The organism is Streptomyces phaeofaciens (assembly GCF_014648915.1).
Lineage (GTDB): Bacteria > Actinomycetota > Actinomycetes > Streptomycetales > Streptomycetaceae > Streptomyces > Streptomyces phaeofaciens.
Genome location: NZ_BMSA01000028.1, coordinates 84,406 through 109,775 on the forward strand (window position 1 = coordinate 84,406; position 25,370 = coordinate 109,775).

Sequence of the window (25,370 nt, forward strand, 5' to 3'; positions counted from 1 at the left end):
GTCGATGCCGGAGAAGGCCTGGGCGCACCCGGTTCGGGCGAGAGCTGATCGATCTCCAGCCGTGCACCGGTCATCGCACGGTGTACTCGATGCCCCGTATGTGATCGTTTGAAAGTTACCTCAGGGTATGGCGTGACTTCTCACGAGGGTGCCAGTAGAACCCGTTTCACTCTATGAAGAGTGAGGAGCCGCTTGTGAACGATGACCCTGCACGTGGGGCCCGCCCGAGGGGCGTGTCTCGTCGAAGATTCATCACTGGAACTGGTTCTCTTCTGGGGTCGGCCGCGCTCGCCGCGCATGTGATCCCTGCCCACGCCGCGACCGCGGCCGCGGTGATCGAACCGGGGGCGCACGTCCCCGTCCTCGTGATCGGCACCGGATACGGCGGCTCCGTGGCCGCTCTGCGCCTGGCCCAGGCGGGTGTCGACGTCCACATGGTCGAGATGGGCATGGCCTGGGACACGCCCGGGTCGGACGGCAAGATCTTCGCCAACACGACGAGCCCCGACTACCGGTCCTACTGGCTGCGCACCCGGACGAAGCAGCCTCTCAGCAACTTCCTCGGCTTCCCCATCGACAAGGACGTCCCGCGTTACACCGGAATCCTGGACGCCGAGGAGATGGGCGGCATCATCGTCTACCAGGGCCGCGGCGTCGGCGGTGGCTCGCTGGTCAACGGAGGTATGGCGGTCACTCCGAAGCGGGAGAACTTCGGCGCCGTCCTGCCGTCGGTCGACGCCGACGAGATGTACTCCGTCTACTACCCGCGCGCCAACGCGGGCCTCGGGGTCGCCACGGTCGACCCGACGTGGTTCGAGACCGCCGACTGCTACCAGTACGCCCGGGTCGGCCGTAAGCACGCCCAGCGTTCAGGCTTCCCGTTCGTCTTCGTGCCCGACGTGTACGACTGGGACTACATGGAACAGGAGGCCGCCGGGACCGTACCCAAGTCCGCGCTCGCGGGCGAGATCCTCTATGGCAACAACTATGGCAAGAAGTCCCTGCAGAAAACCTACCTCGCCCAGGCGAGGGCCACCGGACGGGTCACCATCTCACCCCTGCACAAGGTCACTTCGGTCGCCCCGGCAACAGGAGGCGGCTACACGGTCGTCATCGAGCAGCTCGACACCGTGGGCAGCGCCACCGCCACCAAGACCGTCACCGCGGACCGGGTGTTCTTCGCGGCCGGCAGCGTCGGCACGAGCAAGCTCCTGGTCAAGCTCAAGGCCACGGGCGCGCTGCCGGGCCTCAACAGCGAGGTCGGCAAGGGCTGGGGCGACAACGGCAATGTGATGTGCGGCCGCGCCAACCATCTGTGGGACCCCACCGGCGCCGTGCAGTCGTCCATCCCGTGCTCCGGCATCGACAACTGGGCCGCGGGCGGCGCGTTCGCCGAGGTCGCACCGCTGCCCACCGGAATCGAGACCTTCGCCTCGTTCTATCTGTCGATCACCAAGAACCCCAACCGCGCCCAGTTCTCCTGGAACGCGGCCACGGGCAAGGTCGACCTCAACTGGCAGACCGCCTGGAAGCAGCCGTCCATCGACATGGCCAAGACGATCTTCGACAAGATCAATGCCAAGGAGGGGACGATCTACCGCACCGACCTCTTCGGCGTCTACAAGATCTGGGGCGACCACCTCACGTACCACCCCCTCGGGGGCGCGGTGCTCAACAAGGCGACGGACAACTACGGCCGTCTGCACGGACATCCGGGCCTGTACGTCATCGACGGCGCGCTCATCCCGGGCAACACCAGCGTCAATCCGTTCGTCACCATCACAGCGCTCGCCGAACGCAACATCGAAGCGATCATCGCGGCGGACCTGTAGCGGCGACCCGAGCGCGTGCACCGCCCGAAGCGAACCGACCCCGCCCCGGGGCGAAACCGCGAGGGGAACGAAAACGGGGCCGCCCGGACTCGCCGGACGGCCCCGGACCCGCTCAGTGCCCCGGCAGCACGCACATCGCGTCGAGCCCCAGCACCCGGTTGAGCCGTCCGAACGCCAGCCACGAGCCGAGGCTCATGGTCAGCTCCACGATCTCGGGCTGGCTGTAGTGCGCGGTCATCCGGTCCCAGAACTCCTCATCGAGGTTGTGGTGGTCGAGGACGTACCGCTCCGCGTACTCGGCGGCCAGGCGGGTGCGCTCGTCGAAGGCGTCCGTGGTCCGCCACTCGGCCACCGCGTCGGCGAACTCCTCCTCGACCTTGAGCCCGTCCCGCTCGGTCCGCCAGTCGAGGCAGAACAGACAGCCGTTGATCTGCGCGATCCGCAGCCGCGCGGCCTCGAACTCACGCAAGCCCAGGGTGGTATGGGCGTAGACGGCCAGCGAGAAGTTCGCGGCGGCGGGTCCGATGCCGGGGACCATGTCGCCCCACACGTGCTCGATCGGGTGCTTGCCTTCGGGGATGTCGACGTTCATCGGGGACTCCTTCGGGTACGCGCCTGGCCTCGGCCGGCGAAGGGACACGCGTCCTGGGGTGTCGGCGTCACTTCCCGCCGAGCCTTCCGACCGCGGGCCGCAGCGGGACGTCGAGGGCGTCGTACAGTCCGGGCTCCGCGTCCACGAGCCACTCGATGGCGCCGACCAGTCGCCCGACCGCCGTGGCGTTCCCGCCCGCCGACCGGTTGTCGCCCTCGTCGGTCGCCTCGACGGTGACCTCGATACGCGGACGGCCCTCGATGATCACGCGATGGGCCCCGTCGCCGTTCGGCGGTTGCGGCCAGTCCGGTGCGCAGGACGGGTGGATGCGGGTGACGTGCTCGATGACGATGCGGGGTTCACCCTCGACGACACCCTGCACCTCGAAGCGGACCGCACCCTGGGTGCCCGCCTCGAACTCGCCCATCGTCCGGGTGCTCACGGTCGCGTCCAGCGCCCGGCGCTGCAAGGTCTCGCGGATCTCGTCGAGTTCGACGCCGAGGGCCCTGGCCATCAGCCGTATCTGCCCGCCCCACACCATCGTCGGGATCGACGGGGCGAGCATCAGCGGCTCGTAGTCCATCGGCTGCCCCATCCCGACCAGATACCGCACCGACTCCTCCTGCTCGTACGTGGAGTAGTCGAAGATCTCCTGGCAGCGGATGGCGTCGACGACCGTGCCCAGGCCGCTGATCAGCAGGGGCAGCACGTCGTTGCCCCAGCCGGGGTCGACACCGGAGACGAACAGCGACCCGCCGCCGTCCGCGATCGCGGCGAGCACGGGTTCACGGAACTCGGGTGGGGCGTTGCGCTGGTCGTAGAGCGGATAGAGCGCCGGAGTGACGACCACGGCACCGCTGCGGATCGCCCTGCCGATGTCGGCCAGCGCCTCGTCGGGCCGGATGTCGCCCGTCGCCGCGTACACCACCGCTCGGGGACGCGCGGCCAGCACGGCGTCGATGTCGTCGGTCGCCGCGACGTCCAGGCCCCGGCCGAGATCGCCGAGTCGGCCCGCGTCGCGCCCGACCTTGTCGGGGTCGTGGACGAGCACGGCCGCGAGATCGAGCGCCGGATGCGCCTCGACCGCACGGATCGCCGCGCGGCCGACGTTGCCGGTACCCCAGACCACCGTGGAAATCATGCGCGCAGCGTAACCTGACGAGTCGTCAGTTTCTATACTCCTGCACCCACCTCGCACGGTGTGTTCCGGTATGCCGCCACGCTGCTCAAGTGCGCTGGCACGAAGGAAACTTGAGGGGGTGTGAGCACACACCACGGATCCCGGTCCCCCCTCTCCATCACCGATTCACGTTCAGTCGTGACCGTCCGCCGATCAGGGAAGTGAGGAATGCGCATGTCCGCACAGGAGCAGGCCGACATGGCACGCAGTCAGGTGTTCGGGGAGGTGGCCGAACTCTACGATGCCACCCGCCCGGGGTATGCGGACGCCCTGGTCGCGGACGTGCTCGCGTACGCGGCTCTGGGCGAGCGGGCGGCGGTGGAGGTCGGCGCGGGGACCGGCAAGGCCACGGTGCCGTTCGCCGCGGCGGGTACGACGCTGCTGTGCATCGAACCCGATCCGCGCATGGCGGAGGTACTGCGCCGCAACACCGCGGACTGTCCGGGGGTCAGCGTTCATGCCCGCAGCTTCGAGGAGTGGGAGCCGGGCGGCCGCCGCTTCGGCCTGCTGTTCGCCGCGACGTCCTGGCACTGGGTGGACCCGGAGCGGCGTTGGGACCTGGCCCACGATGTCCTCGCGCCGGGCGGCGCGGTGGCACTGTTCTGGAACCCGCAGGGGGTCCGGGATGCGGAGCTGCACGCAGCCCTGGCCGAGGTCGACGGCCGCCACGGGATCACCGGTACGCCGCACGGCGCAATGGCGTCGTCCTACGGCGATACACCCGGGAACTGGGCCGGACTGCCCGGCTGGCCCGAGGAGGAATGCCGCCGCGACGGGCGGTTCACCGACCTGCGCGCCGTCCGGTACAGGCAGGTCCGGCACTACGACACCGACCGCTATCTGGGATACCTGGCCTCGCTCTCGCGCTGTCGCGTCCTGCCCTCGGATCGGCGCGAGCACCTTCTCGCCGAGACTGCCCGCGTCCTGGAGACCCACGGCGGCGAAATCCACATGGAGCATTTCAGCGATCTCTTCCTCGCCCGGGTGCGGTGAACCGGACCGCGTCCGTCGCGGCGGAGCCCTGGCCGCATGAGGGAGCGGCCACCGCGTGATCTTCGGTCGTTGCGGGGACTCCTCGTCGGCCGGACGAAGAGGGCGGCCGCATGGAGTCCGGCGACATCTCGGCCACGCCCTGCCGGGCGCCACGGTCATGCTTCGAGATCGTCCCGCATGGCGGCTCGCAGCGCATCAAGTGCGACGTCGTATCGGGCGCGATGTTCCGCGTAGTCGCCGCCTTCGAGGAGGAGCCCCTCGGCAACGGCGTTCCGGAGGTCACGCAGTGTGCGGTACAGATCCTCGGACGGCTCGACGACGGCCCTGGCCGCGGAGATCGTCATCTGGTGGCGGAACCCGGAGCAGGGGTCAAAGGCGTCCCAAGCGGCCTTTCTGCGCTCCGCGTTGGACGCGTCCATGTCTCTCGACAGGCGGCTGAAGGTGAGTCTGGCCTGGGACAGCGCCGCGAGATAGTTGCCGTAGAGGACGCGCCGCGCCTCGGTCCGCTGGTCGATCCGGTCGCGCCTCCAACGCCGACGGTCGAGGAAGCCTGCCGAAACCGTGGCTATCGCACCGCCGACCAGGGTGCTCGCGAGGGCCATCAACTCCATCGTCACAACATAAGGGACTGTCGCCCGACGAGTAGGTCGTTGTGGGCGGGCCGGCGACAGGTGAGAACGGTCCTTCGAGACGGTCACGTCACCCGAGAGGGTGCTCGTTGTCGAACCGTGGGTCACCGAGCGGATCTGTAGGGCAAACTGACGCGCCGGGCTCAGCGAGACGCAGAGGCACCACCGCTGTCGACCCGGGGACGCGGAGCCGATCCGACGGGCTCGAAGACTTGGGGGACGGCCGTGGGAAGGGTCACGGGGGCGCGGCGACCCGGAAGAAGCGGAATACGCCGCGGTCTGGTCTCGTTGCTGGCCGGCACCGCGGTATTCCTTTCCCTACCGGCTCCGGCCAGTCAGGATCCGGTTCCGGCGGCCGACGCGGAACCAGCGGTACCGGCGATCAACTACGCCGTGGCGGTGGACGAGTCGGGCAGCGTCACGCCTGAGGACACGGCGGCCGAGATGGCCGCCGCCCAGCGCATCGCACTGGGTGACCTCTCCACATCGTCGGAGATCACGATCTTCGGCTTCGCCTCCGCCGACCGCCCCGGTGGGAGTGCGGTCGACGCCGCCTGTCCGCGCATCACCCTGGACGCGGCGGGACGCGAGCGCATCGGCGACTGCCTGGACGCGCTGGGGGGCCGCGAGAGGACCGATGGCACCGGTACCGATCTGGCGAGCGCCATTCGGCAAGGCGTGAGCGATCTGACCGCCGGCACCGACACCTCCCGGCCTCGTGTGCTGTTTCTGCTGACCGACGGCAGGATGGACGTCAGCGAAAGCCCCGCGTACGGCGACCCCGCGCACCGCGAGACCGAAGGCGCACGGCAGTTGGCGCTGGCGGTGAAGGAGGCCGAAGCGCAGAAGGTCCAGATCTGGCCGTTGGGCTTCGGCCCCGACACGGACAGGAGCCAGCTCGACCAGATCGCCGCCGGCAGCCACCGGAAGGGCTGCGCCGAACTGCCCTCCGCCGTCCCGAAGGCCTACACGGTCTCCTCGGCGAAGGACATCGGCACCACGCTGGAGCGGATGTTCGCCGGCGCGCGCTGCCTGCGCCACGAGGTGGGCCCCGGCCGGCGGCCGCCCGTCACCTCGAGCATCGACGTCTCGCCGCTCGCGACCATCGGCAGCATCGTCGTCGACAAGGGCGACCCCGACGTGCGGATCACCTACATCGACCCCGTCGGCCGCAAGGTCCCCGCCTCCGGAACGTACAAGGACTCCAGCGTCGACCTGGCGGGCGGCTCCGGCACCGTGGAGACCCTGAGGATCGTCGACCCGCTGCCCGGCACCTGGAGAGTGCGGGCCGAGGCTCCGGAAGGCCACCGCTCGCTGCCCGTCACCGTCAGCGCACTGTGGCAGGGCGAGCTGCGCGACGCCATCGCCATGGAACCGGCCGCGCCTCAGGCCGGCGAGAAGGCCACGGTGACCGTACGGCTCCAGACCCGCGAGGGCTACGCGATCAGCGACCCACGCGATTACGCGGGACTGCGGGTGATCGGTGAGCTGACCGGGAACGGCTTCTCCCCGCGGGCCATCGGCCTCGGCGACAACGGTGAGGGACCCGACACCAAGGCCGGCGACGGCTTCTTCACCGGCACCGTCGTGATCCCGAAGAGCGCGGCAGGGGCACTGAAGGTGAGCACCACCCTGACGGCCCCGGGCCTGACGGCCGAGACCGGCAGTCTGAGCACTCAGGTCGCGACTGTCGCACCGCCCGTCGACATCGGACTCGATCTGCCGACGCGCCCCAAAAGCCGTCCTGGCGGCAGGATCGCCGCCACGCTGACGCTCAGCAACTCCGCCGACACCCCACGCCGCTTACGTCTGTCCCTCTCCGACCTCCTTCCGGAACTGCTCTCGGTCACCCCGGACGAGATCGTGGTCCAGCCCGGCGAACGAAGCAGACGAAGAGTCACGATCCAGGTCGCACCCGCAGACGCCTTCGGCGACCGCCTCCGTGACGGGCTGGAGCTTGCCAGCACCCTCGTCGTCGCGGACATCACCGACGGCGCCCAACTGCTCGTACAGTCCCAGTTCTCCGTGCCGATCACACCTCAGGGCTCGGGCCCAACGGCGTTCGAGCCGGCGTACTTCGCTCTCTATGTCCTGATGGCACTGGGCGTTGCGGGCGTCCTCGCCCAGATGCGGGAGCGGTACCGGCTCAAGGGCCCTTCCAAGCTGGACCAGCGGGTGGCCGTGGAGTCGGGCGCCGTGCTCAGCGGGCACATGGAGCGGCACGGCAGCGGAGAGCGGCACCGGGCATGGGCGTGGGTGGACGAGCCACCCGCCCCCTCGGTCGGCGGGAGTACCCCCTCCCCCTCCACGCATCACGATCTCCGGCCGCAGGGGCAGGTCAGGCCCGAGCCCGAGGCCCGAGGCACCGACGGTGATGCGACCGAGCCGCGGTGGCTGGTCGCGGAGCTGGCCGAGCAGACCTCGCCAGGGCGGGAGGTACCCCTGCATGTGCAGATCGTCCGCGCCGGTCCCCGGGGAACGGGCGTGGAACTGCGCTCCTTCTTCGTCCCCCGTGAGGGTGCCCAGGTGCTGGTCACCCTCCATGCTCCGGGTCTGGTGGTCCTCGACGAGCTGCAACAGGAACTGCATGTCGCGCCCGGCCGGGATTCGGATGTGCTGCTGTTCCGGCTGAAGGCTCCGAGGCCGGGGCTGCACAAGGTGACCGTGCGGGCCTACCGCGGCGGCACGTTCCTCGGAGAGGTGACCTGTCAGATCTCGGTGGGGCACGGCAGCGTCACGCGGGACGGTCCGCAGCGCCACGCTCCGCTGCCGTCCATGGCCTTCGACCCCGGGGAGGTCACGCTCCAGGTCCTCAGGGACGAGACGGCCGGCACGTTCAGCTTCCAACTGATCGGCGAGGCATTCCACCCGCCGGAGATCATTCATTTCGCCGGCAACTCGCGCAAGGCCACCGAGCAGATCTACTCCGAGTTGAGGAAGGCCGCAAGGGACGCCACGGCCGACGGCGGCGAACGGGAGGCGCGGCGGCTGCGCGACCGGCTGCGCAATCATGGCGTACAGCTGTGGACTTCAGCGGTTCCTCAGGCTGTCCAGAGCCAGTTCTGGGACGAAGTCGATCGTGTCACGGCCTTCACCGTCCTCGGCGAGCACGACATCATCCCCTGGGAGCTGCTCTATCCGTTGAACGAAGGGCGTGAGGACAGAGGATTCCTGGCCGAGTGGCTTCCGGTCGTACGCCGGGTGTTCGGCCAGGACAGGGTCCGCAGCCTCAGTCTGCCGGGCGTGGCGTTCGTCGTCCCGCCGGGTTCCCCCGTCGACGCGAGCATGGAAGTGGCCTCCCTGCGCGTCCGGTTGGGGTCCGGGGTGGCCGACGCCGGTGTGCTGACCGAACGGGCGAAGCTGACCGCGCTGATCGAGGACGGGCATGCCGGCCTGCTCCATTTCGCCTGCCACAACGCGTTCACGGGCAGCGGCTCCTGCGTGACCATGGCCGACGGCCCCTTCGACCCCATCGACCTGGCCTCGGCGGCCCAGTTGCGCACCCTGCGGCCCCATCGGCCTCTCGTGTTCTTCAACGCCTGCCGCAGCGCGGGCGAGATCGACTGGTTCGGCGAAAGCCTGGGGTGGGCGCCGCAGTTCCTCAACGCGGGGGCAGGTGCCTTCGTCGGCACACTCTGGCCCGTTCGGTCCCAGTCCGCTCTGCAGTTCGCCGAGGCCTTCTACGACGAGTTGATCGCCAACGGGCAGCCACTGGGCCATGCCTCGCTGGCCGCCCGGCGGACGATCCGTGATCTGCACGGCGGTGATCCCACATGGCTGGCCTACGCCGTGTACGGCAGCCCTGCCGCCACAGCGCACACCACCGTATGAACAGGAGTCAGCCACGTGAAGGATCCGGTCTTCGTCATCCATGGCGTCGCCCAGCGCAACCGCGAGGAGTTCACCTCGGTCGTCTCGTCGCTCTCCGCGGCGGCCGGTGTGGACATGGTGCCCGTCCACTGGGGTGACCTGGGCGCGCGGGAGCAGTTCATCGACGCCGCGCTGCCCACCCAACGCTCCGACGGGGAAACCCTGCGCGACGCCCCGGGATCGGAGCCGCCGGCACTCGCGCCCGTGTTCACTCAAGTTCGCGACGAGGCACACCAGTTGGCGCACGTCGAGGCCGCCGTACGGGATGGTCTCGACGCGCAGGACGACGACGGGGACGAGGACGGAGACGGGGGCCTGCGGGACCTTGGTGGTGGCGGCCACCACCTCGATCCCGACCGGATCATCGAGTACGTACGCACTGCCTGGGCCGACACCGAGTGGCTCTGCCGTACCGACGATGCGCGGTTGCTGACCGAGACCGGGCGCGCTCTGGCGCACGCGCTCCTGGACGAGGCCGCAGGGGACTGGGACGACGCGTACGCCGGACTGCGAGGCGCGGGAGCCGACAACGAAAGCCGCCTGCGTTCTCTGGTGCGACGCCGGCTCACCGACCTGGACCGCGTCGCGGGCGCGGCCGTTCAGGCCGTGGGCGCGCGCCTGAATCACGCGGTGCGGAGCCGGTTCGGGCCGGGCACCACACGCTTCCTCGGCGACGTGCTCGTCTACCAGCGCCACCAGGCTGCCGTCCACGCCCGCGTACGTCAGGTCATCGACGAGGTGGACCCCGACCTGGGACGCGGCCCCGACCGTCCGGTGCGTATCGCCGCCCACAGCCTGGGCGGTGTGATCGCCGTCGACATGGCCACCGCCGACACGCCCTTGTGGACGGATTCGCTGGTCACGTTCGGCTCCCAGGCGGCGTTCTTCCACGTGTGCGATCCCAGGGGCGGGCAACTGGCCCCGTACGGGGGCGGCGCGCCCGTGCATCTGCCGGCTTCCCTCCGGAACTGGACCAATCTCTGGGAGCCCCTGGACGTGCTCGCCTTCGCCGCTTCCAAGGTCTTCCGGCTGCACGACGGCACCGCTCCGGTGGACGTTCCCGTCAACCACCGGGCCAGCAACGGCATGTGGACCCATTCGGCCTACTGGGACCTCCCCCATGTCGCTTCGGTCATCGGCGACGTCATGCGCCAGGACCGGTCGGCGCCGCTCTGCTGAACACGAACGGGCTGGGCGTTCAGGGAATGACCCTCCGTCACCTCGACGGTGTCCGCGGAACGGTGAAGTGCCTCCGGGCGGAAAAACGCGGCGTGGTCAGACCTGTTGGATCATAATGATCACATGATGGCCGTGCCGCTCTCCGTGCTCGAAGTCGCGATGGTCCAGACCGACACCGACCCCGTCGACACCCTGCGGGACACGACCGCGGTCGCCCGGAAGATCGAAGCGCTCGGCTTCCGGCGGCTCTGGTACGCCGAGCATCACCATTCACCGGCGATCGGCGCGTTCCCGCCCGTCGTACTGATCGCTCACGCCGCCGCGGCCACGTCGTCCGTCCGGCTGGGTTCCGGGGGCGTCCTCGCACCCAACCACGCTCCCATCATGCTGGCCGAACAGTTCGGCACACTCGCCGCGTTGCACCCGGATCGCATCGACCTCGGAATCGGTCGCGGGCCGGGCACGCTGCACGAGCCGACCGCTCGTGCGCTCAGGCGCGGGGCGGGGCCCGTCACGGACGACGAGTACCGGGCCGATCTGACGGCCACGCTGGAGTACCTGGTCGATGAAGTGGTCCTCGGCGCCCTGCCCGAACCGTGGCTGCTGGTCTCCAGTCCGGCAGGTGCCGCGCTCGCCGCCGCACTCGGCCTGCCGGCGGCGTTCGCGCACCACATCCGGCCCGACAACACCACAGCGGCGATCGACCGATACCGCACCGACTTCAAGCCTTCGCGCTGGTGCCCCGGCCCGCGAGTCCTGCTGTGCGTGGAGACGGTCTGCGCTGCCACGCGGGAGGAGGCGGACCGGCTCGCCGGGCCCATGAACGTCGTCAAGGCGGCGCTCCTCCAAGGCCGCGGCGACCTCGCCTTCCCCACACCCGCGCAGGCGGCCGAGCACCCGTTCACCGACGAAGAGCGGAAGGCCCTGGCCGGCTTCCGTGCACAACAGGCCTACGGCACTCCGGAAACCGTGCGGCAGCGCCTCACCCGGCTCGTCGAGGCCACGGGGGCGGACGAGCTCATGCTCGTCACGCCCGTCTACGGAGTCGAGGACCGCCTCCGGTCCTACGAGCTCGTCGCCCCGTAGTCGTCAGCGGATCGGCACAGTGCCACCGGGCGCGGCTGACGTCGTCGAGTTCGAGAGAAGGCGCTGGGGCCGCGGCGAGGAGAGCCGAGCCACCGGCAGGCGGGCCGTCGTCTGGCAGGCAGGGCCGCCGCCCTCTGCCCGAGTCGAGCACGTCACCCCCTGACACTGCGGCGAAGGCCCTCCCCGGTGACAGAAGCTCAACGAGCCTCCGGCTGGGAATCACAGACGCCGCCGCGCTCCGACGCCTACGGTTCACAGGCTCGTACACCTCCCACGGCAAGGAACTGACGGGCGCCTCGCAAGGTGGTGTGCAGCTTGCGCTGGGTGGCGCGGCTGTCGAGGCGGATGTCCAGGCCTCCGGGAAGCGCGCTGTGGGCCGCCGTTCCGGGCGCCGGACGCGACGTCGTGAACCATGCGTACATGCTCGGACCGCAGGCCGCCGATGATCAGGACCGTCATGACGCGACACAGTAGAGGGCCGCCCCGGTCCACCCCGGTCCGCCCCGGTCCGCTCCATCCTCGACCGGACCACTCACACTTCGCTGCGGGCTCGACGTCCCCTGTCGGTTTCCCGCCTCGCCTCCGGGCAGGACACACGTCCCGCACAAGCCTGCGGGCGCGAGGGCGGCTCGTAATCTGGTCGGGTCTCATCACCGTAGGAGGGGAGTGCGCTCGTGCCGCCGTGCGAGGGAGGAGCTTCCGGCTGGATGGCGCGATGCCGGCGGCCATGAACGTCCTCGGCCGCCGCGGTCGTCCGGTGCTCGGCGGACTGCACCACATCACCGTGCTGGAGGTGCGAGGCGGCGCCCGCATGGTGGTGTGCGCCACGCTGTCCTGGTACCTGGCGGTCGTGCTGGGCATCAACCGTGCCCCCATCGCCGCCGTGCTGCCTGCGGTGTTCACACTGTCCGGGATCCCGCTGTGGGCGCCCAGGCTCGGGCTCTACCGCCTGGGCAGCGTCCTGCTCGGTGTGGGCATCGCGGCGCTCGCCCTGCGCCTCCTTCCCGTCTCCACCCTCTCCCTCGCTCTCGTGATGAGCGCCGGATACCTCGGCAGCATCCTGCTGCGCATCGACGGTGCCCCCAGCCAGCAGGTGCTCGTCAGCGCCGTCCTCGTCTTCGGTGTGCCCGTCTCCGGTTACCCGGAACAGCGCATCCTGGAGAACCTGGTCGGTATCGCGGTGGTCGTCCTCCTCGCCCCCGTCCTGTGGCCCCCCGACCCGCGCGACGTCCTCGCGGGCCGGCTCGACACGTACCGCGACCGCCTCGACCACCTGCTGAAGGACCTCGGAGGCCACCCCGACCTACCGCCGCTCCCACAGGAAGCAGCGGTAGGGGAGGCCGAGGGTCTGTGGCACCAGCCCCACGACCTCGGACGGGACCTGCGCCGGGCCCGGCAGGCGCTCCGCTGGAACGTGGTACTCCGCCGCTCCCCCACGACGCTCGACGAGGTCGGACACCGCATCCACCTCGCCGAACGCACCGCGGCTCCCCTGCACTGCCTGAGCGCACAGCTGCAAGCCGCGGGCAGACCCCCGGCAGCCCGACCGGCCCGACCAGCCCAATCCCCTGCCGGTCACCCCTCGGAGAGCCCTGACCCCTTGCTGGACGCCGTGCGACACGCAATGACCTGCGCGCTGGGCGGCACCGACCCCACAGAGCTGATCGCCAAGGCCCGGGAGATCGACCGGCGGCACGGGCCGCCTGCCCCCACCGACCCTTACGACAGCCTGTTTCACGGCATCCTGCTGCTCGTTCTCGACACACTCGACGACTATCGCCGAGCACAGTTCACCGGCCGATGACCCCAGTCCGCGTCGCCGCAGCGCCGGCTACGACCTCGCCGCACGCGAAGTACCCATCGAACCGACACGCATACAACCCCGAACCGCGGGCAGCCGGTCATTACAGCTCGGGTCAGTGCCCTCCCCCCGGCCGCCCGAGCACACGTCGGCCCCACGCCCCATCCCCCCGGGGCAGTGGGGCCGACGGACGTCATCCGACGGCCTTGAGGACGCCCCACTCGTACGGCGCATGCCTCTGCCCGGACGACCGCTGGAACATGCCTCGACCTGGTGGGCGTCGCGCAGTCGCCCCGCGTGGACGCCGCGCATGCCGGGGATGCCGTCGACCAGAGGCGGACACCTACCGCGAGCCGAGGGAGCGGACGAGGTCGATGCCCCGCCCGAGGTTGTCCAGTCGCGCTTCGAGGGTGTCGCCGGCCGGGTAGAGACGGACGGTGTCCACGCCGGCGGCGTCCCAGTCCTTGAGCCGGTCGCGGACCATGTCCTCGGTGCCGATCAGGGTGGTGGCCAGGACCATCTCGTCGGTGACCAGGGCGGTGGCGCCGTCGCGGTCTCCGGCCTGCCAGCGTTCATGGATCCGGGCGGCGACGTCGGCCCAGCCCTGGCGACTGTAGGCGTTGTTGTAGAAGTTGGTGGACCCCGAGCCCATACCGCCCAGGGAGAACGCCAGTTCCTTCTTGCGGCTGCCGACGACCTCGGCCAGCCGGCCCTCGTCGGAGACGATGTTGATCTCGGCGCCCTGGCAGACGTCGAGGTCGGCGCGGGTACGGCCGGCCCGGGCGAGCCCGGCGTCCAGGTGGGTGAAGTAGGCGTCGGCGCCCTCGGGCACGAAGCTGGTGCCCAGCCAGCCGTCGGCGATCTCACCGGTGAGTTCGAGCATCTTCGGCGACAGGGTGGCCAGGTAGACCGGCACCCGCACCGGCTCCACACTGAGCCGCATCGGGCGGCCCTCGCCGTCGGGCAGCGGGATGGCGTACTGCCGGCCCCGGAAGTCGATCTTCTCGCCGGCGAAGGCGCCGCGGATGATCTCGACGGTCTCCCGCATCCGGGTCAGCGGCCGCGCGAACGGTATCCCGTGCAGACCCTCGATGACCTGCGGCCCCGAGGCTCCCAGCCCGAGGCGGAAGCGGCCGCCCGAGAGGTGGGCGAGGGTCATCGCGGTCTGCGCGACGGTGACCGGGGAACGGGTGCCGAGCTGGATGACCCCGGAGCCGAGCAGGATCCGCTCGGTGCGGCCGGCCAGATAGCCCAGCGGCGAGGGTGCGTCACTGCCCCAGGCCTCGGCCACCCAGCAGATGTCCAGGCCCAGCTTCTCGGCCTCCAGGACGAAGTCGACGATCTCGCCCCAGGCGCCGCCGGAGGCTTCGATGGTGGTGGCGGTGCGCATCACTTCTCCCGTTCGGCCAGTTCCTTGACGGCGGCGAGGTTGGACCTGATGCCGGTCTCGAACTCACGCATCCGCACGAACACGATCTTCTGTTCCTTGTCCGGCATCGCCTCGATCGCCACACTCAGCCCGGACCGGTCCGGTCCCAGCTGTGCCCACTGCTCCAGCAGCGTGCCCGCCCCCCGCGGGCGCAGCGTGAACCGCCACAGGCTCATCGGGTGGGCGGGGTCGCCCACGGCCCAGGCGAAGGACCGCGGCTCCTCGCAGTCCACGACCGTGCTGACCGTCTCCCAGTTGCCCAGCGCGGGGTGGGTACTGCGCCCGAGGAACCGGTTCCCGGGCCGCGGGCCGGTCGCGCCGTCCAGCCATTCGACGTGCTTCAGCTCGGCGCTGAGCCTGGGCATCAGATGGATGTCGCTGACATAGCCCCACAGGCACTCCGGGGGCGCGTCGACGTACGCCTCGGCGGAGACGGTGGGCGTGTCCGCGTAGACCTGTCCCGTCCACTCCATGACCTCGAACTCCTCTCCCTCTGCGACCTGCATAGTTGCTTATTAAGACTCACTGGCGCAAGACCTGGACACCCTGCTGTCTGCTGAGTTTCGTCGAAAGACTCGTACCATCGGGGCATGAGGCGTACGTCGTTCGCGAACTGGCCCTGCTCGGTGGCCAGGACCATGGACCTGCTCGGCGACTGGTGGACCCCCCTGGTGCTCAGGGAGGCGTTCTACGGGATCCGCCGGTTCGACGAGTTCCAGCAGGAGCTGGGCATCGCCCGCAACACCCTGTCGGAGCGGCTCCGCAGGCTCGTGGATGCGGGGCTGCTCGAAAAGCATGTGTACGAGACCCAGCCGGTCCGCCACGAGTACCTGCTGACCGAGTCCGGCCGTGACTTCTTCGGCGTGATCCTCGCCATGACGGACTGGGGCGACCGCTGGCTGGCGGACGAGGCGGGGCCGCCGGTGATCACCCGGCACGAGACCTGCGGCCACGACGCCCACGGCGAAGTGGTGTGCTCCCACTGCAAGGAACCGCTCGCCTGGGAGGACGTCACCCCGCGCCCCGGCCCCGGCTACCCGGCGAAACTCCTCGACCGCCCGGACATCAGACGCCGATTCAAGCTGGACGAGCCGGCGACGGCAGCGAAGCCGGACGAGCCGACGACGACAGCCAAGCCGAAGGAGCCGGCCGAGCCGGCGACGGCAGCGGACTGACCCCGCACCGGGCCGGGACCCGGCTCCGGGCCAGAAGGTCCGTCAGTCCGTCCGGCTCGCGAGGAGGCGGTCCGCGATGGCGTCCAGCTGCCGGGCGGACGTGCCGAGCAGCGCACGGCGGGCTCATGCCCGCTTGAGCAGGACGTGCGCGCTCGCCTCCCAGGTGAAACCCATACCGCCGTGTGTTTGCAGGTTGTCGGCGCTCGCCGCGTCGGCGACATCTCCGGCCGCCTGTACGGCGAGGCCGGCGGCGTGCGGATCACCGGTCGCCGCCGCCCAGTGCAGCAGCAGTCGCGCGGCGTCGACCTGGGCGTGCCGGTCGGCCAGGGTGTGCTTGACCGCCTGGAACGAGCCGATCGGGCGCCCGAACTGACGCCGTTCCTTGGCGTGGCTCACCGCCGAGTCCACGCACTGTCCCGCCAGGCCCACCAGTTCCGCCGCGAACAGCGTGCGGACCGCCGCGAGCGTCCGGCCGCCGAACTCACCCGGTCCGAGTACGTGGGCGTCGACGGAGGTCAGTTCGATCGCGGCGACCCGTTCCACGACGTTCAGTCCGTCTCGGGCCGTCCGCTCCATGCCGGGCCGGTCCAGTCGTAGCGACACCAGTGCCCCGCCCGCCACGGCCACCAGAACGTCGGCGTCCCGGCCGTACGGCACGGCCGTCAGCGACCCGCTCACCCTGCCGCCCTCCAGACGCAGCGCGTCGGGCCGGTGACGGCCGACGACCGTCTCCCGTGGGCTGGAGGACGACCCCGACATCCGACAGCGTCTCGCCTGGTGCCACGTCCAGGTCGAGCAACTGCGCTGCCAGAGCCTGCGGTTGGCCACCCGGCTCGTCGACGGACACGAGCCCGGCCCCCAGGCCACGGTCGTGAAGTTGCTGACCAGCGAGTACCTGCGCCGTGAACCCGAGGCCTTGCGCCGGGTGTTCCTCGACCGCGAGACCCGTTGGCGGAGGATGACGCCCGGCTGGCAGACGACTCGGCGATCGTCTCGATCCGCCCCGCCCCTGACTCACCGCCGGTCGGCCGCCTCGCACGCGAGGGCGACCTCCTCGAAACCGCGTTGGAGGCCGGGCGCGCGGCGGTCCACCAGGCCTACGACCACCTTCCCGACACCTGTACCCGCACAGCGGCCGCTGACCGACGACGAGTACGGGCAGCAGCACGCGGGCTCCGGCAGGACCGTGGAGCGGACCATCGAGGACCACCTGGCGGAGCGGCCATGGATGCACGACCCCTCAGCTCCGCACCCCGGCCCCCGCCAAGGCGAGGAGGACGCGCCGGGTCTTGCTCTCGGGGTCCTCGGAGAGCGTCACCCCGCGCTCCGTCACCGCGTCCCGCAGCTTTCGCTGCTTGCGCTCGGCCCGCGCGGCGAACTCCTCGGCGTCGTCCTCGTCCTTGGGCTTCACCCGGATCGAGGCCTCCAGGAACTCCAGACCTGCGACCGACCACGCTTCCAGGTCCACCTCCAGGTCGCCGAGCGGAACGTCGTCGACCTTCGTCGAGAGGATCGGCCCCAGCGCGACCAGTCCGTCGAGCCGGGCAGGGGGCGCGCAGGCGTGCACGAACTGGTGCTGCACCGCGTCGATCGGCGCGGCAGCGTCAGCTCCTTGTTGGACCGCGCCCAACAGGGTCCCCGGCTTGTGATCGCGCACCAAGGAGGCGGCCAGCACATGGCCGTTCGCCGACCAGTCGTCCTCGATCTTGTAGGTGATCGGTTCCACCTCGAAGGGCGCGGAGAACCGGCCGACCAGCGACTTCCGCTCACAGGGGCGCAACTTGACGGTCAGGTCGTCCGACTTCCCACCGATCCGGAAGCGCACGATCACGCCGTCTTCCAGGAGTGGCACGTGCCCCTCCTCGACACCGTCCCGGTCTTCGGCGAACCAGATGCGACGCCTCGTCATCGGTCCATGCGACCCGCCGAGGGCCGCCAGTGCCGCAGCCACGTCACCCTCGACATTGACCTTGATCTCGACCGGCAACAGGTCCATGGCGTCGCTCCCGCACATGAGGGGAATTCGAAGGCGAGCAAGGCAGGCAGGTGGCGTCGAGCGGTGCGTCAGTAGTCCGTCAGCGGTCCGTCGACAGTCCGACGAGGATGTGACGGGTCCCGTTCGACACCGTGTGAAGACCGACGGTGCATCGGTGCTCCTGAATACGCCTCGGTACCAGGCTATCCCCACCACGCGCCGCCCGCAGTCCGGAAGCGATCACGCCGTCCCGGGCAACGCACGTCGCGATGCCGCAAGTTGCCCCCATACCGTCCTTGGTTCAGCCTTCAAGTGAACCGACGTGACGCGCCGGCACGGGAGTTGACGGACCTTCGCCCACCGCATCGCTCCGCGCCAGGTCCCTCGGCCCGCACCGATCGACGCGCTTCTCCCGAGTGGCAGTCGGCTGCCGCCCGGCACAGACTGGAAGGTACGGGCGGCGGAGGATGCCGAGTGCATCGGCCGAGCGGTGGGCGCCCCACAAGTCCGGCACAACGCCGCCCACCGATACGGAGATTCTCGTGTACGGGCACGTGCGAAGCGTCACCGACCGGCAACCGGTCCCCCTGATCGAAGTCAGCGTCCATCGCGACGGGATCGTCGTCGACCACACCCACACGGACTCCGAAGGACGGTACGACCTGGCGGTCCCCGCGGAAGACCTGGTCACCGTCCGGTTCGACACCCGTCCCACGCTGACCAACGCCGAGGACTGGCATCCGTCGGTGGTGGCGAACGTGGCGGCGAGCGACAAGGTCGCCCTGGACCGGTATCTCCTCGCCACCGGCCACGGCGCCGACGAGGCATCGGCGGTGGACGCCCTGAGTGGATACCTCTTCGCCGCCGGTGCATGGGCGGAAACCGGGCGGAACGCCGAGTACGCCCGAGCGGCGGCCTCCCGGCTGGCCGGTCTCAAGCTGACGAGCAGGGTTCTTCAGGAATTGCAGCTACGGCTCATCGAACACTTCCGGGCCCCCGAGTAAGGGGCCCGGACGGGCTTGCGGAGGCGCCGGGAGTGCCGGTCAGTCGCGGGTCTTGTCGAGCAGTTCCAGGATGTCGGCCGCGGTGCCCGATTCGCCGAGGCGCGGGAAGACGCGTTCGACGCTGCCCCGGTGGGCCTCGGCGTCGCCGTCGGCCATGGCGTCGGTGGCCAGGGTGACGTGGTAGCCGTGCTCGTAGGCGGCGCGGGCGGTGGACTCGACGCCGATGCTGGTGGCGATGCCCGTCAGCACGATCTGGGTGACGCCGCGTCGGCGGAGCTGCACGTCGAGGTCGGTGCCGTGGAAGGCGTTCCAGTTGTGCTTGGTGACGTGGATGTCGCCGGGGTGGCCGGACAGTTCGTCGACGATGACGTCCCAGCCGTCCGGAAAGGTCAGGCCACGGGCCTGGCGCTCGGTGCGGCCGGGGACGGCGTCGGCCCAGTCGGCGGCGAAGGAGACCCTGACCAGAACGACGGGCAGGCCGTGGGAGCGGAAGGCGTCGGCGAGTTCGGCGGTGCGGGCAACGACGTCCGCAGCGGGGTGCGGCTCGACGGGCATACCGACGATGCCGTTCTGGAGGTCGATGGCGACGAGGGCGGTGCGCGGGTCGAGGGTGGTGAGGGACATGGGGTGGATCAGGCCTTTCGTGGGTGAGCCGACCGCCGGGTGAACGGTACGGCAGGGTGGTCGCCGGCAGCGGCGCGGAGTCGACCGCGCTCGCGACCGGGCCGACGGGATGAGCAGGGCCGAGCAGGGCCGTGCCGTGCCGCGGTCCGGATCTGTCGGTGCGGCGGGACCAGCCGCACGGGCCGCCGGCCACGCCGCGGAGGTGTCGCACGGGCGCAGCGCCCTGGGCCGCGATCAGTACGACCGGTGCGGGTGCGAGCGCGTCCGTCCGCCAGGTCGGCGTCGGTCGCGCCGCGGCCCTGGCGTATCGGTGTCAGGGCTGCGACAGCCGTTCCAGCAGTTCCAGCGCGGTGAGAACCGTCCGCCGTTCATCCTCGGTGAAGCGGTCCTGGAAGGCGCGGGCCAGCCACTCCTCGCGCGCCTGGCGGTTGCCTTCGATCCGGGCACGGCCCGTGTCGGTCAGTGTGACGAGTTGGCGGCGGCCGTCGGCGGGGTCGGGGGCACGGCGGATCAGCCCGTGCTGGTCGAGTGCGGCCAGCGTGGCCGCCATGGACTGGGGGCGCACGCCCTCGGCCGAGGCGAGGGCACTGGCCGTGGCGGCGCCGTGCTTGCCCACCAGGGTGAGCGCCGACTCCTGCGAGGGGGTGAGAACGCCTTCGTCCTCCTCCCGTGCGACTTCGCGGATACGGCGTCGCAGTCTGCTGAACACCACCCGCAGGTCGCGGGCCGCGCGGGTCGCGGAGTCGGAGATGTGTGGCATACCGCCACGCTAGAACCAGCAGGCGCAACTGTCCAGGTAAAACTGTTCAGTTTTACCTGTCTATTAATCCGGGGTGTACGGGCGGCCCGCTCAGACCTCCCGCCGACGCCGGAACACCACCGCCGCCGCGACCCCGCCGATGACGCCGAACAGATGCCCCTGCCAGCTGACCCCGGTCGTCGTGGGCAGAACGCCCCAGAGGATGCCCCCGTAGACGACACCGACGAGGAGGCCGAGGAGCACGTCACCTATCCGGCGGTCGACGAAGCCCCGGGTCACGAGATGGCCGAACAGGCCGAAGACGACCCCGGACGCGCCCGCGGTCACGGAGTGCGCCGGAGCCGTGAGCCAGACACCGAGGCCGCTCACCAGGATGATCACGGCGACGACGGCGAGGAAGCGACGGATCCCGGACAGCGCGGCCAGGAACCCCATGACCAGCAGCGGCCAGCTGTTCGCCGCGACATGATCGAACCCGAAGTGCAGGAACGCGGCGGGCACGATGTCGCCCAGCTCACCGACCTCGCGAGGCGTGATGCCGAAGGTGTCCAGGGCATGCCCGCTGACCGCGTCGATGCCCTCCAGCAACCACAGCAGGGCGACCCAGCCGACGACCAGCACGGCCGCGTCCCGGACCCGCGCCCGCCGCTCCTGCGGCACGGGGCGCTCCACGCCGTACGGTCCGTTCCGCGATCCGGCACCGAAGTGCGATCCAAACGCCACAGCAACCCCCTTCGATACCCTTGCCTCCTACCAAACGCAGGGACGACTCGCCCGGTTCCAGCCGCACGGCCTCGGCAGACACGGCTGTGTCCGCCCCGCCCGGCGGCCATCAATCGCCTTTCGCACCGGGCGACCGAGAGCTAGTGTTCGGGTGCGGCGAGTGACCCACGAGGAGCCGTACGAGGAGCTGGGACATGATCGGTCGTCCGAGCGCGCGTTGACGTCGTAGGCCGTGACCGGCCGGTCATCGCGTGCTGCGCTTGATGATGCGGCACAGCGAGCCTTCTCCCGCCTGAATCGCCGGTGCACCTTTCGCGTGTTCGGCGCCGGGCCTCGTTGTCGGCAATCCAAGGGATCACCGTGCCGTCCGCTTCCTCCGCTGTACCCGACTCCGGTCGGCCTGTTCCGTCGAGCCTGTGGCGGGACGCCGACTTCCGCAGACTCTGGACGGGGCAGACGGCCTCCCAGTTCGGCGAACACGCAAGTCTGGTGGTTCTGCCGCTCTTCGCCGTCCTGACGCTCGACGCCGGTGCCGGCCAGTTGGGTGTCCTCCGTGCGGTGGGGCAGGCACCGATCCTGTTGCTCTCGCTCTTCGCCGGCGCGTGGGTGGACGGGTGGCGGACCCGTACGACGATGGTGCTCACGGATGCCGGCCGGGCCCTGGCCCTGGGCGCCGCCGCCGTGGCCGGCCTCTTCGGCCGGCTCGGCCTGCCCGCCCTGCTCGCGCTCGCCTTCGCCGTCGGGACCCTGTCCGTGTTCTTCGACGTGGCATACCAGGCGTCTCTCGTACGGCTGGTGAAACGTGATCAGCTCGTGTGGGGCAACAGCGCGCTCGAGGGCAGCCGGTCCGCGGCGCAGATCGGCGGTCCAGCCCTCGGCGGTGCGTTGGTGTCCCTGCTGTCGGCGCCGATCGCCGCGGCCTCCAGCGCCTTGTTCTTCGCGCTGTCGTTCCTGTCGATCCGGCGGATCCGGCGAACCGAATCGATCCCGGGGCGCCCGGAACGTCCCCCTCGGGTATGGCGGCGGATTCTTGAGGGCCTGCGCTTCGTCGCCGGCGACACCGCGCTGCGCGCCGTGGGCCTGGCCTCGGCCGCCTTCCAGTTCTCCTTCGCGGCCATGATGACCGTCTATCTGCTCTTCCTGCCGCGGCAACTGCACCTGTCGGGCACCGTCGTCGGACTGGCTCTCGCGGCGGCGGGGCCGGGTGCGCTGTTGGGCTCGCTGCTGGCCGCCCGCCTGCCGGACCGGGTCGGGTACGGCGCCGTGCTCGTGTATGCGGCGGCACTCGGTGACGGCGCGTTCCTGTGCGTACCCGCGCTGCACGGCCCCTCCGCGACGACGGTCGCCACGCTTCTCGCGGTCAGCTTCGTGTTCGGGGCCGGGGGCCAGTTGGTGAACGTCACGGTCATGGCCGTCCGCCAAGCCGTCACTCCTGCCGGGATGCAGGGTCGTGCGGCCGCGACGATCACGTTCGTCGGCATGGGGCTGACACCGCTCGGTTCTCTGCTCGGCGGATTTCTCGCGCAGGCGTGGGGTCTGCGCACCAGCCTCCTGGTGACGGCCACAGGCATGCTGCTGTCACCGGTGGTGATGGCGTCATCCCCGCTCGCACGCCTGGGACGAGCGCTTCCGGCCCGGCGAGACACGGCCGACGGCAGCGCGGGGATCACCGACCGTCGGCCTCCGACGGCCCGACACACTCCACGTCGGTAGGCAATTCTGCGAATCGCGGGCGGCACCGCCACCGTCTAACGTTCGTATGGCAACCGCGGGCAAGGACATGGGCAAGGGCACGGGTTCTCCGGCCTGTTGCCGGTACGGGCCTCCGTCCGTTTCGCCCATGGGCCCTGGCGGCCGGCGGCCCTACCGCCCGTTGTCCGTACTGCGCGTTGTCCGCACTGCCCGTGTCGAGGAGGCCTCATGAGTACGGCCGTCGTGGTGGGCAGCGGACCGAACGGGCTGGCCGCCGCCGTCGCGCTGGCCCGGGAGGGTGTGGAGGTCACCGTGCTGGAGGCCGCCGACACGATCGGTGGTGGTACCCGGACCAGCGAGCTGACCCCGGGTCTCCTCCACGACCACTGCTCGGCCATCCACCCGATGGCGGTGGGCTCACCGTTTCTGCGGACGCTCGGTCTGGAAGCCCACGGTCTGCGCTGGTGCCTTCCGGAGATCGACTGTGTGCACCCCCTGGACTCGGGCGACGCCGGTGTCCTGCACCGTTCGCTGCGGCAGACGGCCGACGCGCTCGGCACGGAGGACGGGCCGCGGTGGCAGCGGGTGTTCGGCCCGCTGGCCGACGGGTTCGACGCGCTGGCCGAGGATCTGATGGGCCCGCTCCTCCATGTGCCGAGGCATCCGCTGCGGGTGGCGGCGTTCGGGTCGGCGGCGCTGCTGCCGGCCGGCGCCGTGGCGGGGCTGTGGCGGTCCGAACGCGCCCGCGCCCTGTTCGCGGGGGCGGCGGCCCACGCCTTCCGGCCGTTCCACCGTCCGGCCACCGCCTCGGTGGGGATGATGATCATCGCCGCCGGTCACCGATACGGCTGGCCCGTGGCCGCGGGCGGTTCCCGGGCGATCACCGATGCGCTCGCGGCACTGCTGGCGGAACTGGGCGGCGGCGTCGAGACCGGCGTCCCGGTCCGCTCCCTCGCCCAACTGCCCCCGGCCGACACCCTCCTGTTCGACCTCGCCCCGCGCGCGGTCGCCGACATCATGGGCGACCGGCTGCCGCCGCGCGTGGCGCGCGCCTACCGCCGCTACCGTCACGGCCCCGGCGCCTTCAAGGTCGACTTCGCGGTCGAGGGCGGAGTCCCGTGGACCAGCGAGGCGGCACACCGGGCCGGTACCGTCCACCTGGGCGGGCCGTACGCGGAGGTCGCGCACACCGAACGGCTGATCCACGCCGGACGGATGCCGGAGCGGCCCTTCGTGCTCGTGGGCCAGCAGTATCTGGCCGATCCGCAGAGGTCCGACGGCGATGTGCATCCCGTATGGACCTACGCCCATGTGCCCCACGGCTACGACGGGGACGCCACGGAGGCGATCGTCGGGCAGATCGAGCGTTTCGCCCCAGGATTCCGTGAGCGGATCGTCGGCATGGCGGTCCGCTCCCCGGCCGCCTTCGAGGAGTACAACCCCAACTACCTCGGCGGGGACATCATCACGGGGGCGAACACCACGCTCCAGCTCGTCATGCGTCCCCGCTTCGCCCTGGACCCTTACAGCACGGGCGTTCCGGGAGTGTTCATCTGCTCGGCCGCGTCACCGCCCGGGGCGGGGGCCCACGGCATGTGCGGGGCCAACGCGGCCGCGTCGGCACTGCGGCAGCTGCGACGCCGAGGGAGTACCCGCGGACGCTGGTGACGTGTCCAGCGCGTAGGGCACGGAGAGTCCGGCCTCAGCGCCGCTTCCGCCGGCCGACCGGCGGGAGCGGTGTTTACGCCTGCGCCCACGATCGATTCCCCGCGAAACCCGCCACGCGGAGTCTAGGTACAGGGCCCCGCGGCTACGAGACCCGCCAACGATGCGCTACATTGAGAGAACGTTGGTTCTCTCCGAAGGGTTCCGGCCATGCACCATGGAGCGTATCTCGGCATGCTCCGCACATTTCTGTGCGTGTACCGATGCGGTGGCGTCGCCAAGGCGGCAGGCCAGCTCGGCCTGTCCCAGCCCGCCGTTTCCCGCCATCTGAAGACACTCGAAGACATCATGGAGCGGACCCTCTTCGACCGCCTGGGACGAGGGGTCGCCCCCACCCAGGCGGGAGTCCTCCTCGCCGCCCAGATCGCCGCCCACCTGGACGCCCTGGAAAGCGCGATCGACTCGCTGCCCCCGCTCAGCGCCACCGCACCCGTACTGCTGGGGGCGCCGAGCGATCTGCTCTCGATCCATGTCCTGCCCAAATTGACCCCGCTGCTGGCCCGTGGCGTCGGCGTGCACTGCAGCAACGGCCCGACTCCCGAGCTCACGCGGACACTCCTGCACGACGAGCTGGACCTCGTCGTCGTGACGAAGATCGAGCAGGCTCCCACCAAGCAGCTCTACCTCAGGCTCCTGTGCGAGGAGGAATTCGTCCTGGTGGGCCGGGCAGGAGAAGCCCCCTTCGCCCCGGAGAACGACACTCGCCGCTTCATCGGCTACTCCCCGGCCATGTCGATGGCCCGGCACTACTTCCGCGCCTGCTGGGGCATACAGCCCCCGGCACCCGCTCTGACGGTCGCCGATCTCCGGACGGTGGTGGCAGCCGCCGCGGCGGGAACCGGCCTGAGCGTCGTCCCCCGCTATCTCGCACAGGAGGCGCTGGACGCCGGCAGGCTGAGCCTCCTGCATACGCCGCTTACACCGGTCAGCAACTCGATATACCTGGCCACGCGCCGGGGACGGGAACACCTGCCGCAGATCCGGGCGGCGTTCGAGTTGCTCTGCGAGACGGCCTGAGGGGATCAGGCCGGCGAACATCATCGGCCCACTGAACCGGCAGGCCCCTTGTCGCGAGAACCATCGTTCTATACGCTGGGATCA

22 protein-coding genes and 1 pseudogene are annotated in these 25,370 nt (G+C 70.5%); 12 read left to right on the forward strand and 11 right to left on the reverse strand.

What is annotated here, in order from left to right; genetic code table 11:
* Positions 1-173 precede the first annotated feature (173 nt).
* The gene (locus IE275_RS35820; RefSeq protein ID WP_189716823.1) at positions 174-1,832 is read left to right on the forward strand and encodes a GMC oxidoreductase; all 1,659 of its coding nucleotides are present in this window, start codon (positions 174-176) and stop codon (positions 1,830-1,832) included.
* 112 nt (positions 1,833-1,944) lie between these two features.
* Here IE275_RS35820 and IE275_RS35825 read toward each other — a convergent pair whose 3' ends face one another.
* On the reverse strand, positions 1,945-2,424 hold the full coding sequence (locus IE275_RS35825) for a carboxymuconolactone decarboxylase family protein (RefSeq protein ID WP_189716824.1): 480 nt from the start codon (positions 2,422-2,424) through the stop codon (positions 1,945-1,947).
* Between the two features lie 67 nt (positions 2,425-2,491).
* Complete coding sequence (locus tag IE275_RS35830; protein ID WP_189716825.1) at positions 2,492-3,565, reverse strand: NAD(P)H-dependent amine dehydrogenase family protein; 1,074 nt, start codon at positions 3,563-3,565, stop codon at positions 2,492-2,494.
* 213 nt (positions 3,566-3,778) lie between these two features.
* On the opposite strand from IE275_RS35830, the gene IE275_RS35835 reads away from it, so the two are divergent.
* The gene (locus tag IE275_RS35835) at positions 3,779-4,597 is read left to right on the forward strand and encodes a class I SAM-dependent methyltransferase (protein WP_189716826.1); all 819 of its coding nucleotides are present in this window, start codon (positions 3,779-3,781) and stop codon (positions 4,595-4,597) included.
* Positions 4,598-4,752: 155 nt separating this feature from the next.
* On the opposite strand, the gene IE275_RS35840 is transcribed toward IE275_RS35835, so the two are convergent.
* On the reverse strand, positions 4,753-5,208 hold the full coding sequence (locus IE275_RS35840; protein WP_189716827.1) for a hypothetical protein: 456 nt from the start codon (positions 5,206-5,208) through the stop codon (positions 4,753-4,755).
* 411 nt (positions 5,209-5,619) lie between these two features.
* On the opposite strand from IE275_RS35840, the gene IE275_RS35845 reads away from it, so the two are divergent.
* From IE275_RS35845 to IE275_RS35860, 4 genes are all read left to right on the forward strand, one after another.
* Positions 5,620-9,057 (forward strand): CHAT domain-containing protein, encoded by a 3,438-nt coding sequence (locus IE275_RS35845; RefSeq protein WP_189716828.1) that lies wholly within the window; start codon positions 5,620-5,622, stop codon positions 9,055-9,057.
* A gap of 15 nt (positions 9,058-9,072) precedes the next feature.
* A complete protein-coding gene (locus tag IE275_RS35850; RefSeq protein ID WP_189716829.1) occupies positions 9,073-10,275 on the forward strand; it encodes a hypothetical protein in 1,203 nt (400 codons plus the stop codon).
* Between the two features lie 123 nt (positions 10,276-10,398).
* On the forward strand, positions 10,399-11,361 hold the full coding sequence (locus tag IE275_RS35855; protein WP_189716830.1) for an LLM class flavin-dependent oxidoreductase: 963 nt from the start codon (positions 10,399-10,401) through the stop codon (positions 11,359-11,361).
* A gap of 715 nt (positions 11,362-12,076) precedes the next feature.
* Positions 12,077-13,165 (forward strand): FUSC family protein, encoded by a 1,089-nt coding sequence (locus IE275_RS35860; protein WP_189716831.1) that lies wholly within the window; start codon positions 12,077-12,079, stop codon positions 13,163-13,165.
* Between the two features lie 340 nt (positions 13,166-13,505).
* Here the strand turns inward: IE275_RS35860 and IE275_RS35865 are convergent, their stop codons facing one another.
* Both IE275_RS35865 and IE275_RS35870 read right to left on the reverse strand, forming a co-directional pair.
* Entirely contained in the window at positions 13,506-14,552 is a 1,047-nt protein-coding gene (locus IE275_RS35865) for an LLM class flavin-dependent oxidoreductase (protein WP_189716832.1), read from the reverse strand.
* On the reverse strand, positions 14,552-15,097 hold the full coding sequence (locus tag IE275_RS35870) for an SRPBCC family protein (protein WP_229870943.1): 546 nt from the start codon (positions 15,095-15,097) through the stop codon (positions 14,552-14,554). The genes IE275_RS35865 and IE275_RS35870 overlap by 1 nt, the downstream gene beginning before the upstream one ends.
* Before the next feature lie 84 nt (positions 15,098-15,181).
* Here IE275_RS35870 and IE275_RS35875 point away from each other — a divergent pair, with 84 nt between their 5' ends.
* On the forward strand, positions 15,182-15,766 hold the full coding sequence (locus tag IE275_RS35875; protein WP_189716833.1) for a winged helix-turn-helix transcriptional regulator: 585 nt from the start codon (positions 15,182-15,184) through the stop codon (positions 15,764-15,766).
* Positions 15,767-15,889: 123 nt separating this feature from the next.
* On the opposite strand, the gene IE275_RS35880 is transcribed toward IE275_RS35875, so the two are convergent.
* Entirely contained in the window at positions 15,890-16,525 is a 636-nt protein-coding gene (locus IE275_RS35880) for an acyl-CoA dehydrogenase family protein (protein ID WP_189716834.1), read from the reverse strand.
* Here IE275_RS35880 and IE275_RS47300 point away from each other — a divergent pair.
* A pseudogene (locus IE275_RS47300) lies at positions 16,524-16,604 on the forward strand (hypothetical protein); the annotation flags it as partial. The gene IE275_RS35880 and the pseudogene IE275_RS47300 sit on opposite strands and share 2 nt — an antisense overlap.
* Before the next feature lie 176 nt (positions 16,605-16,780).
* On the opposite strand, the gene IE275_RS35890 reads toward IE275_RS47300, so the two are convergent.
* The gene (locus tag IE275_RS35890; RefSeq protein ID WP_189716835.1) at positions 16,781-16,966 is read right to left on the reverse strand and encodes a hypothetical protein; all 186 of its coding nucleotides are present in this window, start codon (positions 16,964-16,966) and stop codon (positions 16,781-16,783) included.
* A gap of 40 nt (positions 16,967-17,006) precedes the next feature.
* Positions 17,007-17,762, reverse strand: a complete 756-nt coding sequence (locus IE275_RS35895; RefSeq protein WP_189716836.1) for a hypothetical protein — start codon at positions 17,760-17,762, stop codon at positions 17,007-17,009.
* 521 nt (positions 17,763-18,283) lie between these two features.
* Here IE275_RS35895 and IE275_RS35900 point away from each other — a divergent pair.
* A complete protein-coding gene (locus IE275_RS35900; protein ID WP_189716837.1) occupies positions 18,284-18,745 on the forward strand; it encodes a carboxypeptidase regulatory-like domain-containing protein in 462 nt (153 codons plus the stop codon).
* Between the two features lie 39 nt (positions 18,746-18,784).
* Here IE275_RS35900 and IE275_RS35905 read toward each other — a convergent pair whose 3' ends face one another.
* The 3 genes from IE275_RS35905 to IE275_RS35915 all read right to left on the reverse strand — a co-directional run bounded on the left by IE275_RS35905 (position 18,785) and on the right by IE275_RS35915 (position 20,801).
* Positions 18,785-19,369 (reverse strand): hydrolase, encoded by a 585-nt coding sequence (locus tag IE275_RS35905; RefSeq protein WP_189716838.1) that lies wholly within the window; start codon positions 19,367-19,369, stop codon positions 18,785-18,787.
* Positions 19,370-19,682: 313 nt separating this feature from the next.
* Positions 19,683-20,129 carry a MarR family winged helix-turn-helix transcriptional regulator gene (locus tag IE275_RS35910; RefSeq protein ID WP_189716839.1) on the reverse strand — a complete coding sequence of 149 codons (447 nt, stop codon included), beginning with the start codon at positions 20,127-20,129 and terminating at the stop codon, positions 19,683-19,685.
* Positions 20,130-20,219: 90 nt separating this feature from the next.
* A complete protein-coding gene (locus IE275_RS35915) occupies positions 20,220-20,801 on the reverse strand; it encodes a rhomboid family intramembrane serine protease (protein ID WP_229870945.1) in 582 nt (193 codons plus the stop codon).
* A 411-nt stretch (positions 20,802-21,212) separates the two neighbouring features.
* Between IE275_RS35915 and IE275_RS35920 the strand changes: the two genes are divergently transcribed.
* The 3 genes from IE275_RS35920 to IE275_RS35930 all read left to right on the forward strand — a co-directional run bounded on the left by IE275_RS35920 (position 21,213) and on the right by IE275_RS35930 (position 25,286).
* Positions 21,213-22,565 carry an MFS transporter gene (locus tag IE275_RS35920; RefSeq protein ID WP_189716840.1) on the forward strand — a complete coding sequence of 451 codons (1,353 nt, stop codon included), beginning with the start codon at positions 21,213-21,215 and terminating at the stop codon, positions 22,563-22,565.
* Positions 22,566-22,772: 207 nt separating this feature from the next.
* On the forward strand, positions 22,773-24,212 hold the full coding sequence (locus IE275_RS35925; protein ID WP_189716841.1) for a phytoene desaturase family protein: 1,440 nt from the start codon (positions 22,773-22,775) through the stop codon (positions 24,210-24,212).
* 231 nt (positions 24,213-24,443) lie between these two features.
* Positions 24,444-25,286, forward strand: coding sequence for a LysR family transcriptional regulator (locus tag IE275_RS35930; RefSeq protein ID WP_189716842.1), 843 nt, complete (start codon positions 24,444-24,446; stop codon positions 25,284-25,286).
* Positions 25,287-25,370: the final 84 nt, after the last annotated feature.

What these genes read in the sequence shown, in the direction of transcription:
- IE275_RS35830 (WP_189716825.1), bottom strand. Translation starts at nt 3,565, where the DNA reads ATGATTTCCACGGTGGTCTGGGGTACCGGCAACGTCGGCCGCGCGGCG.
- IE275_RS35865 (WP_189716832.1), bottom strand. Translation starts at nt 14,552, where the DNA reads ATGCGCACCGCCACCACCATCGAAGCCTCCGGCGGCGCCTGGGGCGAG.
- IE275_RS35840 (WP_189716827.1), bottom strand. Translation starts at nt 5,208, where the DNA reads ATGGAGTTGATGGCCCTCGCGAGCACCCTGGTCGGCGGTGCGATAGCC.
- IE275_RS35910 (WP_189716839.1), bottom strand. Translation starts at nt 20,129, where the DNA reads ATGCCACACATCTCCGACTCCGCGACCCGCGCGGCCCGCGACCTGCGG.
- IE275_RS35930 (WP_189716842.1), top strand. Translation starts at nt 24,444, where the DNA reads ATGCTCCGCACATTTCTGTGCGTGTACCGATGCGGTGGCGTCGCCAAG.
- IE275_RS35905 (WP_189716838.1), bottom strand. Translation starts at nt 19,369, where the DNA reads ATGTCCCTCACCACCCTCGACCCGCGCACCGCCCTCGTCGCCATCGAC.
- IE275_RS35890 (WP_189716835.1), bottom strand. Translation starts at nt 16,966, where the DNA reads ATGGTCCGCTCCACGGTCCTGCCGGAGCCCGCGTGCTGCTGCCCGTAC.
- IE275_RS35895 (WP_189716836.1), bottom strand. Translation starts at nt 17,762, where the DNA reads ATGGACCTGTTGCCGGTCGAGATCAAGGTCAATGTCGAGGGTGACGTG.
- IE275_RS35825 (WP_189716824.1), bottom strand. Translation starts at nt 2,424, where the DNA reads ATGAACGTCGACATCCCCGAAGGCAAGCACCCGATCGAGCACGTGTGG.
- IE275_RS35820 (WP_189716823.1), top strand. Translation starts at nt 174, where the DNA reads ATGAAGAGTGAGGAGCCGCTTGTGAACGATGACCCTGCACGTGGGGCC.
- IE275_RS35875 (WP_189716833.1), top strand. Translation starts at nt 15,182, where the DNA reads ATGAGGCGTACGTCGTTCGCGAACTGGCCCTGCTCGGTGGCCAGGACC.
- IE275_RS35860 (WP_189716831.1), top strand. Translation starts at nt 12,077, where the DNA reads ATGCCGGCGGCCATGAACGTCCTCGGCCGCCGCGGTCGTCCGGTGCTC.
- IE275_RS35870 (WP_229870943.1), bottom strand. Translation starts at nt 15,097, where the DNA reads ATGCAGGTCGCAGAGGGAGAGGAGTTCGAGGTCATGGAGTGGACGGGA.
- IE275_RS35925 (WP_189716841.1), top strand. Translation starts at nt 22,773, where the DNA reads ATGAGTACGGCCGTCGTGGTGGGCAGCGGACCGAACGGGCTGGCCGCC.
- IE275_RS35880 (WP_189716834.1), bottom strand. Translation starts at nt 16,525, where the DNA reads ATGTCGGGGTCGTCCTCCAGCCCACGGGAGACGGTCGTCGGCCGTCAC.
- IE275_RS35855 (WP_189716830.1), top strand. Translation starts at nt 10,399, where the DNA reads ATGATGGCCGTGCCGCTCTCCGTGCTCGAAGTCGCGATGGTCCAGACC.
- IE275_RS35835 (WP_189716826.1), top strand. Translation starts at nt 3,779, where the DNA reads ATGTCCGCACAGGAGCAGGCCGACATGGCACGCAGTCAGGTGTTCGGG.